This window comes from Blautia sp. St.27G3, assembly GCF_059728505.1.
Genome location: NZ_BAAGFO010000001.1, coordinates 268,809 through 281,387, shown reverse-complemented (window position 1 = coordinate 281,387; position 12,579 = coordinate 268,809). Strand labels below are relative to the sequence as shown.

10 protein-coding genes are annotated in these 12,579 nt (G+C 47.6%); 8 read left to right on the top strand and 2 right to left on the bottom strand.

All coding sequences use genetic code 11. The features are described 5' to 3' along the window. Window positions 1–19: 19 nt before the first annotated feature. Together AC6I2O_RS01245 and AC6I2O_RS01240 are read right to left on the bottom strand one after the other, a co-directional pair. Window positions 20–328 (bottom strand): ArsR/SmtB family transcription factor, encoded by a 309-nt coding sequence (locus tag AC6I2O_RS01245; protein WP_120391393.1) that lies wholly within the window; start codon window positions 326–328, stop codon window positions 20–22. A gap of 132 nt (window positions 329–460) precedes the next feature. Next, window positions 461–2,854, bottom strand: coding sequence for a heavy metal translocating P-type ATPase (locus AC6I2O_RS01240; protein ID WP_497741571.1), 2,394 nt, complete (start codon window positions 2,852–2,854; stop codon window positions 461–463). A gap of 211 nt (window positions 2,855–3,065) precedes the next feature. On the opposite strand from AC6I2O_RS01240, the gene AC6I2O_RS01235 reads away from it, so the two are divergent. From AC6I2O_RS01235 to AC6I2O_RS01200, 8 genes are all read left to right on the top strand, one after another. Continuing rightward, window positions 3,066–4,040 carry a sugar-binding transcriptional regulator gene (locus AC6I2O_RS01235; RefSeq protein ID WP_120391395.1) on the top strand — a complete coding sequence of 325 codons (975 nt, stop codon included), beginning with the start codon at window positions 3,066–3,068 and terminating at the stop codon, window positions 4,038–4,040. A gap of 300 nt (window positions 4,041–4,340) precedes the next feature. Continuing rightward, a complete protein-coding gene (locus tag AC6I2O_RS01230; protein ID WP_497741570.1) occupies window positions 4,341–5,432 on the top strand; it encodes an MBL fold metallo-hydrolase in 1,092 nt (363 codons plus the stop codon). Between the two features lie 62 nt (window positions 5,433–5,494). Then, window positions 5,495–6,583, top strand: coding sequence for a sugar ABC transporter substrate-binding protein (locus tag AC6I2O_RS01225; protein ID WP_120391397.1), 1,089 nt, complete (start codon window positions 5,495–5,497; stop codon window positions 6,581–6,583). A 149-nt stretch (window positions 6,584–6,732) separates the two neighbouring features. Further along, complete coding sequence (locus AC6I2O_RS01220; protein ID WP_497741569.1) at window positions 6,733–8,235, top strand: sugar ABC transporter ATP-binding protein; 1,503 nt, start codon at window positions 6,733–6,735, stop codon at window positions 8,233–8,235. Beyond that, the gene (locus tag AC6I2O_RS01215; RefSeq protein ID WP_497741568.1) at window positions 8,232–9,194 is read left to right on the top strand and encodes an ABC transporter permease; all 963 of its coding nucleotides are present in this window, start codon (window positions 8,232–8,234) and stop codon (window positions 9,192–9,194) included. The genes AC6I2O_RS01220 and AC6I2O_RS01215 overlap by 4 nt, the downstream gene beginning before the upstream one ends. Window positions 9,195–9,199: 5 nt before the next feature. After that, entirely contained in the window at window positions 9,200–10,177 is a 978-nt protein-coding gene (locus AC6I2O_RS01210; protein ID WP_497741567.1) for an ABC transporter permease, read from the top strand. A 22-nt stretch (window positions 10,178–10,199) separates the two neighbouring features. After that, on the top strand, window positions 10,200–11,228 hold the full coding sequence (locus AC6I2O_RS01205; RefSeq protein WP_497741566.1) for a hypothetical protein: 1,029 nt from the start codon (window positions 10,200–10,202) through the stop codon (window positions 11,226–11,228). A 94-nt stretch (window positions 11,229–11,322) separates the two neighbouring features. Continuing rightward, a complete protein-coding gene (locus AC6I2O_RS01200) occupies window positions 11,323–12,516 on the top strand; it encodes a M20 metallopeptidase family protein (RefSeq protein ID WP_497741565.1) in 1,194 nt (397 codons plus the stop codon). Window positions 12,517–12,579 lie beyond the last annotated feature (63 nt).

Genomic DNA, 12,579 nt, shown 5'->3' with positions numbered 1-12,579 from the left:
TTATAACATTTCAAAATATTTATTCACATACGTGCTCCAGGCCCTGCATGAGGATGGTCGCTACGTGGTCGTCCGCAAGAGAGTAGTAGATGGTCTTTCCGTCGCGCCGGAATTTTACGAGTGCGGACTGCTTCAGGATCCGGAGCTGGTGAGAGATAGCACTCTGTGTCATTTCAAGTCCATCTGCAATATCCTGTACGCATAATTCTTTGTCTGAAAGCAGATGGAGAATCCGAATCCGTGTCGGGTCACCAAAGATTTTAAATAGTTCGGCAACGCGGTACAGAGTTTCCTCATCGGCAAGGCAAGTCGTATTTGAAGTAATCATAAGTTTCTCCTATTCGTTCCATTCAGCGAAGAACCTGGTATCAGAATGTATTTTTGCTTTACCGATATATTTTAGCGGAAAAATATAAAATGGTCAAGGGTAAGACCGGATTTAAGTTTTGGCAGGATATTTTTATTTTTTATAGAGAATCCGGATTGAGTTCAGTACGCAGAGCATAGCCACTCCAGTGTCTGCAAATACGGCCATCCACATATTTGCGAATCCGGCAAGACCGAGTGCAATTACAATCAGTTTGATGATCAATGCAAATACTACATTTTGCATGGCAATCCGGCTGGTTGAACGCGCGATGAAAATCGAATCGGGGATTGCTTCCATGGCAGAAGTCATAAAGACTGCGTCTGCCGCTTCGATGGCTGCGTCTGCGCCACTACCCATGGCAGCACCTACATCGGCGCCTGCGAGCACCGGAGCGTCATTGATGCCGTCGCCGACGAACATAACGGCGCCGTGTGCTGTTCTTACCTGAGAAAGAAGCTGCAGTTTATCCTGTGGCAGAAGCTTTGCGTGTACTTCATCAATCCCGGTTTCACGAGCTACGGCGTCAGCTGTGGCCTGGGAATCTCCGGTCAGCATGACGGTATGAAGTCCCTGCGCTTTCAGCTTTCGAATAGCGGAAATTGCATCAGGCTTGATCGTATCTGAGATTACCATACAGCCCGCAGGTGTTCCGTTGATTGCAAGGAAGACTTCCGCACCGTAGGAGGCTTCAGGCATTTTCGTCAGATCAATATGAAAACGTTCCATCAGCTTACGATTACCGCACAGTACATGACCTTCCGCTACCGTGGCGCTGATACCATGGCCTGCGATTTCCTCAAGCGTTTCTGGTACGGCAAATACAATTCCTTTTTCCTTCGCTGCTGCTACGATGCTGACTGCAATTGGGTGAGAAGAATTCTGTTCGCAGCCTGCGCAGATGCGAAGCAGATCATCTTCACTCCAGGTACTGCACGTTGTAATGCGTTGCAGTCGGAAATCCCCTTTTGTGACGGTTCCGGTTTTATCCATTACAACAGAGTGAACAGAACCAAGCGCCTCGATTGAGACACCGCCTTTAAACAGGATTCCTTTTTTAGAGCCGGCACCGATTCCGGAGAAAAATGCCAGAGGCACGCTGAGAACCAGAGCACACGGACAGCTCATAACGAGGAAGGAAATTGCAGTGTAAATCCAGTAATGCCAGTTTCCGGTGAACAAAGAAGGTAGGATGGCAACTGCTATTGCGCCAAACACAACACACGGAGTATAGACTTTGGCAAATTTTGTAATAAAACGGTCAATTTTTGGTTTGCTGGCAGCAGCGTTTTCCACGGAATCAAGAATGCGCGTGACCATAGATTCCGCAAGCGGTTTTTCTACCCGGATTTTTAGCTGGCCGGAGGTGTTGACACATCCGGAAATAACTTCGTCTCCGCTATTTACCGTAACCGGAACAGGTTCACCGGTAATCGGTGATGTATCAATACGGCTGCTTCCTTCGAGAATTGTTCCGTCGAGCGGAATGCGATCACCTGGACGGACAAGAAGAATGTCTCCCGGCTGTGCATCCCGGGCGGGAATAATCTTTGAACCTGTCTCGGAAACAAGATTTACAGTTTCCGGTCTCATATCAACAGCGCCCATGATCTGACTGCGGCTTCGCTCTACTGCCTTATGTTCAAAAAATTCTCCCACACGATAGAAGAGCATGACACCGACTGCTTCCGGATAATCCCGGATTGCAAAAGCCCCAAGTGTGGCGATGCTCATCAAGAAATTTTCGTCAAAAATCTGACCGTGCGAAATGTTTCGCGCAGCTTCCAGCAGGATGGGTCCACCGAGAATCAGATAGGCAATCACAAACACAGGAAGCCGGAACGGTTCACTAGATCCGGGGATGAAATGCTCTGTGAGGACACCGGCAAGAAAAAGTACAGCTCCGGCGATAATCCCGGCCAGTTCGAGAAGTTCTTTTTTCGTTTCTTTTTTTACAGAATGCTCATTGTCAGCAATATCGTGTGTATGCGATAAATTCGATCGGCCAGCAGTTCCCTCCGGTTCATTTTTTCGTACAATCACCTGCGATTCAATAGAAGTACAGATCTGCTGAATCTGAGGCAGCAGTGCGTCCGGATTCGGCGCATTTAAGCGCAGCTGCTTTGTGGCGTATGTAATCGTTGCAGATTCAACACCATTCAGCGCATTAATTTTTTCTTCCATTTTAGAAGCGCAGTGCGCACAGCTGAGGTTTTCCAGTACATAAACGGCCTTTGCGGGTATAAGACTGTTGGCGGTTGCACGTGGTTCGGCAGAATGTTTATGGTTGTGATCGCAGTCGTGTCCATGGTGTTCATGGCTGCAGTCACAGTCGTGTTCATGGTGTTCATGGCCGCAGTCACAGTCGTGTTCATGGTGTTCATGGCCGCAGTCACAGTCGTGTTCATGATGTTCATGACTGCCGCCACAGCTACAGTCATCGGCGTGGAAGAAAGGAATTTTTGTATTTTTGAAAATAGCGTTCATAATAGCTCTCCTTTATATGAATAAATGCTCATATGAAGATTTAAACACATGAAAGGCGGTTTGTCAATAAAAATTTATGAAATACAAAGACTTTTCATGTTTGGGAATCAGGTGGAAAAGGATAATTGATTGGATTGACAGAGATAATGGGAAAGTTTATACTGATTGAGATGAAAAACGAGAGATTAGAAATGAGAAAGGAAGATGGGGGATGGGAAAGCGTGGTGGATCTGTAAGGGAGGATAAGCTGGCTATTTACTCACAGGTTGCCCATATGTATTATGAACTGGGGATGATGCAGCCGGAGATAGCTGAGAAGTTATATTTTTCGAGATCAAAGGTAAGCAGGATACTTCAGAAAGCCCAGGAACTTGGTATTGTAGATATTAAGGTAAAACATTATTTATCCCGCGTTCATTCTTATGAAAATGAATTGAAGGAAAAGTTTGGGATCAGCAATCCGATTGTTTTGACCAGCTTTGAAGGGGATCGGACGTCGAACGCCATTGAAGGGCTGACAAACTATGCAGCATTATATATTTCGGATAAATTAAAGGGAGACTGCGTGTTTGGGATCACCGGAAGTCATAATGTGACGGGGACGGTACATATGTTGAGAAAACAACATGACTGTAACTTAAAGGTGGTACAGACCATTGGGGCGAGCATCAACCAGGATATGTCAGCAGAGCTTGTAGATTTTCTGGCGAATACATTTGACGGCAAAGCCTATTTTTTGAATACGCCGGTCTATGTGGACGATCTTGGCGTGAAAGATGAATTGATGAAAGACGCTTCAGTGGCAGAGGCTTTGGCTCTGATGAAAAAATGCGATCTGATGCTGATGAGTATCGGAACGTTCGACGTCAATGGCAATATGCCGATCTGGTGGGGATATATGACGGAGCAGCATCGGATTGAGCTGGAACAGTTGGGAGCAGTGGGAAGCATATGTGCGCAATTCTTTGATATAAATGGGAATTGGCTGGATTGTGATTGGAATCGTAAATGCATCAGTATTCCATGGGAATATCTGAAGGTAGCGGAAGAAAAAATTGCGATTGCGCACGGTCCCTCAAAGGTAAGCGGAATTCTCGGAGCGCTGCGGGGAAAGCTGATAGACGTTCTGATCACGGATACGATAACGGCTGCCGCCGTACTGGAAAAGCAGGACAAATTGTTATAAATAGATAGAAAGAGGAACGAAGAACGAAAGGCTGGCTTATGCCGGTCTTTTTTTGTGCCATAGCATACGCTTTAGAATACATTTTTGAGCATTCTTTTTAAGTTTGCGTTTGGAAGAAATATGATAAAAATGAAATTATGACACAAAAATAATGATAAAATAGTTTTAAAATAATAAAATTGCACATAATTTCATTGACTGAGGAAAAGTGATATGGTATACTACGTATAAACTTCAGGACAAATGGGGTATGGAAGGTGACAAAATAATCATTGTATCACAAGATTGGAGGAGGGTTTTATGAGCGCATTTGATGAAAAAGTGGCAATCCGTCGTTACGAGGATACTGTTCCAGACAGCAAGGGAACGGGCGTGCCACGTAAGATGACCAGAGAAATCTGGCTGGAGGAATGTTTTCCGGAATGGCATTGCATGCTGAACCAGCAAATTGAGGAAGCGCAGTTTCCGGAAGGAGCTTTTGGCTTGTGGATGTTAGGCGGGCCGAGCTGGGCTTACAAATCAGCAGGAGGGGCTACCTTTCTGGTTGATAATTATTCAGGATCTTCTTTATGCAGCAACTATGAATATTGCGGTGTCTGCCGTACGACCGGGGCGCCAAAGCTGCATTGGCTGAGAATTAATCCGCATGTCATTGACCCGTGGAAATTAAAGACTCTGGATTACGTCTTTGCGACGCACCACCATCAGGACCATGCAGATTACTATACGGTTCAGGCAACGTTGCAGACAACGGACTGTAAATTTGTAGGACCGAAAAACACCTGCAAATTATTCAGACAGTGGGGCGTACCGGAAGAACGCATCCTTGAGGTAAAACCGGGCGACCGGTTCCAGTGCAAAGACGTCACGGTGAAGGTAGAACGCAACTACGACAGCATGGCCTGTATGACCGGCGATTATCAGCCGGGCGATCCGCTGGATTTTGATTCGAATGCGGTATCTTTTATTTTTGATACAGGTGAGCATTCCGTTATTTTCCTGGGTGATACGCTCTACAATGACGGATATAAGGCTGTGGGTCAGAGAAATAAGATTGACGTTGTTATTACAGATATGGGGTACAATGCACCTGGCGGAACCGATAAGATGAACCCGTGGGATGTTATGAGAGTAACGGAAAATCTTGGCGCAAAGGTGGTTATTCCGGATCATTATGAAAACTGGGCGAGCAGCGAAATTGACCCGCATCAGCTCCAGCGTATTGTTCAGGAAAATCATCCGGGAATGGTTGCCTGCGTTATGAAAAGCGGTGGTCTGTATGAATATCCGAGAGACGCTTCTATGTGGGAATACAAGTATCCGGACTGGCAGGAACGGTATGACTGGGAGAAGAGCTATGTCTATGGAAACGCAGGCAAAGAAGAGGTGTAAAAGGTATCTAAACGAAGAACCTATCCGGTAAAACGGAGAAAAATAAAAGGAGGGTTTACTTTATGAAGAAATTAATAGCAATTGCCGCAGCGTCGATGATACTTACCACACCCGTCATTGCAATGGCAGAACCGGTTGCTTTCAACGATCCGGCTGCGCAGAGACCGGAGAGCATCGAGTATCCGGTTCAGGGACTTTCCTGGAATGTGACGACAGACCTTAAAGCCAATGAAGAATACACGATTGCCATGATCGTGAAAAATAATACGAATCCGTTTATGAACGGCGTATTGAACGGCTTCCATAAAGCAGCAGAGGATATTGGGTTTGAAGCAGTGTTGCTTTCTCCGCAGACTGCGGACAGCAACGAGGACCAGGTCCGTCTGGTAGAGGATATGATTCAGCGCGGGGTTGATGCAATCTGTATCCATCCGGTAGATTCAAATGGTATCGTTCCGGCTCTGGAAAAAGCATGGGACGCGGGAATTCCGGTGCTGGTACAGGGGACGAAGGCCAATACAGATAAGATTTACGGCTGGTACGGAACCAAATATGCGGACGAGGCGACGCTGATTGCAGAATATCTGGCAGAAAAGCTGGACTATAAGGGAAATGTTATTTACATTACAGGCCCGCAACAGGCACAGAATGCAATTGATGAGATCAATGCCACGCATGCTGTGTTTGAGAAATATCCGGATCTGAACCTGATCGAAGAGCAGCCGGGGAATTTCAACCGCGCGACCAGCATGAGTGTTATGGAGAATCTGACACAGAAGTACAGCGAGGATGAAATTGACTGGGTAATCGGCGGAAATGACGAATGTGCTATGGGCGCAATTGCAGCAATGGAAAATGCAGGCTGGCAGCTTGGCTTTGAAGACGGCGGCATTGGCGTATCTGGCATTGACTGTAACAAAGATGCTTCCTACGCAATGCAGGAAGGAACACTGACGGTTTCAATCAATCCGGACCCGGTATCCCTGGGCTATATCGGAGGAGCGTTCCTGGTGAAGTACCTGAACGACGGCGATCTGTTCCCGGAATACGTGGCATGGCCGGATTTCATGAATGCGGAGGACGTTGTGAATGATGCATCCACAATTGATAATTATATTGAGAATATGGCATGGTGGATGGATGCTAAGTAATTTTAAATGAGCAGATGGGGCTGTTGCAAAACGGCGAATCCATACATGATATGGCAAAGATACAAAAAACATCGAAGCCATATGCTGTTGGAACGCTGCCTTTTGCAGCAGCCCCATATTTTAATATGCTTCAGAAGGGGGAAATGCATATGATGCCATTGATGAAACTGGAACACATAGACAAACAATTTCCAGGTGTGAAGGCATTAAGCGATGTGAGCATTGAGTTTTACTCCGGAGAGATTCATGCATTAGTTGGAGAAAACGGTGCCGGAAAGTCGACAATGATTAAGATGATCCTAAGCGCTTACAAACCGACCTCGGGTAAAATCTATATGGAGGGGAAAGAAATTCAGCTGGCTAGTCCGCTGGAGGCTTCAAAGGCCGGAATAGAAGCAGTCCATCAGGAACTGATGCTGGTGCCGTGGCTGAGTGTGGCGCGCAATATTTTTCTGAATCATGAGCTTAGGCTTCCGGGGACAAGGCTGTTTGACATCCGGCAGATGGAGGTGCGTTCTAAAGAGCTGCTGGATAGTTTTGGAATCCATATTGATGTGACGCGTCCGGTGAAGGAATTCAGCGCCTCGGTCTGGAAAATGATTGATATTGCCCGGGTGGTGAATCTGAAACCAAAACTGATTATTTTTGACGAACCTACTGCAATTTTATCCGAGCGGGAGGTAGAGAGCTTGATGAAAAAAATTCTGGAGTTAAAAGCACAGGGAGTTGCTGTGATCTACATATCCCACCGATTGCAGGAAATTGAAAAACTGGCGGACAAAATCTCTGTTTTGCGTGACGGACATCATGTGGGGACGATGTCTGGCGAAGGAATGAATGAAGATGAAATTGTCAAATGTATGGTGGGGCGTGATGTCTCCAGTTTTTACAGCAGGAATATAAATGCTCCGGGAGAGGAACTGCTTCGCATGGAGCATCTGAATCTGAAAAAAGGTCAGAGAGACATTTCTCTGAGTGTCCACAGAGGGGAGATTGTCGGGCTGGCAGGGCTTGTCGGGTCAGGGCGTACCGAAGTGGCGGAAAGTCTTTTCGGAATGAACCGGATTTTATCCGGCTCTATTTATTACAAGGGTGAAAAAATCAAACCACGTTCGGTGTCCTCTATGATTGACCGCGGCGCTTATCTGGTTCCGGAAAACAGAAAATACGAGGGTCTGATTTTACGTTTCAGCGTGGCTTCCAATATCGCATTGAGCGCGTTCAGGCATTGGAGCCGTTTTTTCTATAACCGGAAAAAAGAAGGAGAGTATGCGCAGCGGATGATCAAGGCTCTGTCCATTAAGACGCCCGGACGGGCGCAGCTGGTCGGGAATCTGTCCGGCGGAAATCAGCAGAAGGTCGTAATCGGCAAGGCGATGGTAACAGAATCAGAGTTTCTGATTTTTGATGAACCCACGGTTGGCGTAGACGTAGGCGCAAAAGAAGAAATCCATAATCTGATGGATGATTTTGTGCAAAAGAACGGAGGAATCCTGATGATTTCCAGTGATCTGCCGGAAATCATCGGCATGTGTGACCGGGTGTATATTATGTATGAGGGCAGTATTGTCAAGGAACTGAAACGGGAAGAGCTGTCGGATAAAAACATTGCAGATTATATGCTGGGATCGAAAGGCGGGGATAGACAATGAAAAATAAGAAACCGCGAAAAGGCGCGCTTCAGATCGTCGGAAGTATTGAGCCGGTTATCTGGATGCTTGCGATTATCATTATTACCTTTTCTTTTACGGGAGAGAAGTTTCTTTCATGGGGAAATACAATCAATATCATCAAACAGGCTTCCCCGTTTCTGATACTGGCTCTGGCGGAAACAATGGCTGTGCTAGTCGGGCAGATTGATCTGTCGGTTGGCAACAATATGGCTTTTTGTACGGTAATTATCGCCCTGCTGATGAGAAGCGGAATGCCGGTATGGCTTTGTGCGGTAGCCGGGGTACTGACCGGGGCGTGCTGCGGCCTTTTAAACGGCATATTTATCGCGAGATTTAAAGTGCCCGCCTATATCACGACGTTTGGCTTCGGCACGATGTTTTACGGCGTGGGTTCTCTGATTACGGGCGGCGTTTCGATTCCGGCGATGGAAGACCATTTCCGCTTCCTGGCAGACGGCAGCGTGTTCGGAATTCCGATGGTTATGATCATTGCGCTGCTTGTATTTGGGATGGTATGGCTTCTCGTGTATCGAACGTCGTTCGGGAGAAACATGTATGGTCTTGGAGGCAACCGCGAGGCGCTGTTCTTGGGAGGCGTTGATCCGGTAAAAGCGGAAGTCATCATCTTTACGATTATCGGTGTTCTGGTTGGAACGGCTGGTATCCTGTTTGCCGCACGCTCCGCGTCGGGACATCCTGATTACGGAAAACAGTGGGAATTCAATGCAATTGCGGCTACGATCATCGGCGGAAATTCGTTTTCAGAAGGAAACGGAAATATTTTCAAAACCATGCTGGGCGTACTGTTTATCCAGATATTGAAGACAGGACTGAATATTTCAGGGGTTTCGCCCCAGTCGCAGTCCTTTCTGTTAGGCCTGATTGTTGTTGTGGCCATCTCTACGGATGTGCTTTTGAAAGCGAGAAAGGAGGCGTAATCATTATGGAGAAACGGAAAAAAGATTTTTTTGGTATCTTCTTTGAAACCGGTATATATCGGGTCGGCATCCTTATCGTTATGTGCGTGGTGATGTCGTTCATTTCCAGGGATTTCTTTAAGGTAAGTAATTTCCTGAATATTTTCCGCCAGTCCTCTGTCTTACTGGTGCTGGCTGCCTGTGCGACGGGCTGTATCCTGACGCACGGTATCGACAACTCTATCGGCGGAGTGATGTCGCTGTGCGGGTGTGCGTGCGGCTATTTTCTGAACCATCATGTTTCAATTCCAGTTGCGATCATACTGACTATCCTGATTGGCATGAGTTTTGGCTGTATCAACGGATTTCTTGTCGGCGTGGTGAAAATACCGCCCTTCGTGTCTACCTATGGAGTAAGCTACATAGCAAACGGCCTGGCGCTGATTCTGATGGGTTCGGATATTTTTTCCGGCTTCCCCAAAGAGTTCCGTATGCTGGCGTCCGGAAATGTCCTGGGCTTTCCGCTGATCACCATCATTGCTCTGGGCGTGACATTTTTGATGTATCAGCTGTTCCAGCGCAGCAAATTCGGGAAACAGGTGTACTGCGTGGGAGCAAATTACACGACGGCAAAGTACTCCGGCATTAATACGCTTCTGACTTTATTCCTTGTGTATATTATCAGCGGCTGCGGGGCTGCGATGGGAGGAATCCTCCAGGTTGCGCGCCAGAGCGCGGCGCAGGCCGGCATGGGAGATACTTTCCAGATGACGGCTATCGCTGCAATCGTAATCGGAGGCACATCAATGGCAGGAGGAGAGGGAAGCGTATTTGGCGCAGTGATCGGCGCGCTGATTCTGACACTGATTGTAAACGCTATGAATCTTCTGGGCGTGCCTGCGCTGGCTCAGTCGATTGTCACAGGAGCGATCATTGTACTGGCTGTACTGCTTGATGTGCAGATGAAAAAAATACAGGCGGCCCGGGCAGAGGCGACTGCCTGAGCAGAAAAGGAGCGGAAAGAAAATGAGAATTGATAAGCGTAAAATTGTTGACCTTCCAATGGTGTATGTGACAGGCGAGATATTCCTGCAGGGAAAGCGTTATCTTGCAGCAGTGAGCGAGGCGAGAGATGAGAAGGCCTATATCATTGATTCAGAGACAGGCGAATATGCGGAGCTCTGGCGGGGAGATACCGGAGTCATGAATGTGATTCAGATTCCGGGCAGGGAACAGTTACTGGCGATTGTGCGTTTCTATCCTGTTTTTCAGTCTAAAGAAGCGGCAGTCTGTCTGCTGGAGCCTGGGGAAAACGGTTATATGAGCCCCTGGAAAATGAGGGAGGTGCTGCCGCTTCCGTACTGCCATCGGATCGGGATTGTGGAAAACAGAAACGGGCTCTTTGTTCTGGGTTGTCAGTTATGTCGGGACAAGGATTTTCAGGAGGACTGGACAAAGCCGGGCGCTCTCTGGATGAGCCCGGTTCCGCAGCAGCCGGACGGAGAATGGAAGTGGACAAAGCTGTTTGACGGTCTGACAAAAAACCATGGTCTATTCATTGAAAATGGAAATCAGGTCTATATCTGCGCGGAGAACGGCATACTGCATTTTGACCTGTCCAGCTACTGTGAAGCAGAGACAGCAGTTCCGGAACTTCTGACAACGAGGCCCACGAGCGATATTTCCATTGCGGAAATAAACGGACGGAAATATGCCGGCGTCATAGAGCCGTTTCACGGGGATACGGCCTCCGTATATCAGTTGTCGGACCAGTCTTATGAACGCCTGTACAGCTATGATATTAATTTTGGCCATGTAATCTGGATCGGGGAGCTGTTTGGCAGGGGTTCTCTGATTGCGGGAAGCCGCGGAGGGGACAGGCAGATTGAGATCATTGACCTGGAAACGGGAGTACGTATACTCATTGAATCGGAAGTGGGACCGACTCAGATCAGCGTATACGAGGAAGGCAAAACGGTTAAGATTTTTTCAGCGAACCATGGGTCAGGAGAGGTAACCCTGTATACCTTATCGGAGGACAGTCAGGGGAAATAGGTATGGAACGGGAAACTGGCAGGAATTTTCCTTGCGAAAGCGTAATGTTTGCCCTATAATGTTGTGAAAAGAACGACAGAATGGGGAAGATAAAGTGACAGAAAAAGAAACAGAAAGAAAAAAAGAAACAGTTGGATCGCTGGAATGGCTGAACAGGTACGAGGAGGAGCTGCGGGACATGCGCCATGAGCTGCACCGCTATCCGGAGCTTGCCATGCAGGAACAAAGGACAAGTCAGTATATTGTGCAGAAGCTGAAAGAGTTTGAAATTCCATGCCGGATGACCGGGGAGACGGGAGTGATTGCTGGGCTCACGGCAGGGGAAGACCTGCCGGTGTTTGTGGTGCGCGCTGAGATGGATGCACTGGCGATTGAGGAGAAGACGGGACTGCCGTTTTGCTCTGCATATCCGGGGCGGATGCATGCGTGCGGCCACGACGCCAACACAGCAGTGCTGCTTTGCCTGGCCCATGTTTTGTCGCGGAATCGGGAAAAACTGCGATACAACGTACGTTTTATTTTTGAACCGGCGGAGGAGACAGGAGAAGGGGCGCAGTTTATGCTTGATCACGGAGCTTTGGAAAATCCGTGTCCTGCCGGTATTCTGATTTTTCATTTTGCGAATCAGGAGACGCGTGCGATGGAAATTCAGAAAAGTATATCAACGGCTGCGATTGGCGGCCTGCGGGTTGAAATCAAAGGCAAGGCAAGCCATTTCTTTCAGTATGAAGAGGGAATAGACGCGATGTACGCGGCATCAAGGCTTGTGGTTGCGGTCAGGGAAATCAACGATACCTTTTTGGGAGAGCATCCGTTTGTTCTTGCTTTCGGATGTATGCAGGCCGGAGCAGGGCGGAATATTGTTTCCGACCATGCGGTTCTGGAAGGGTCCTTACGGACATTTTCAAAAAAAGATTTTCAGGGGATTCTGGCTGTGCTGGAAAAAAGAATCAAAGAAATAGAGGCAGATACAGGAGCGGAAATTCACCTGGAAGTCACCGGGGAGATTCCTCCGTTTGTGAATGACCATGCACTTGTGGAGAAAGGAATGCTGATTGGCCGGAAGCTGTTTGGTGACAAATGTTACCTGGGAGAAAAGCCGTTTCTGGCAGCGGATAATGCTGCTTTATATGCTGAAATTGTTCCGGGAATGCGGGTGGTATTTCTGGCAGGAAAGGAAGGAGAGCAGGCTTATCCGGTACATAACCCGCGCTTCGATATCGACGAGGCCGTTATGCTGGATGCGGTGAAATTTCTTTTTGCATTTCTTACAAAGGACGGAGAATAAAAGAGTTCCGGGTGCTTTTCAGAGAAAAGACCCGGAAATTTTTGGCTTTCTTTATCGCTAATT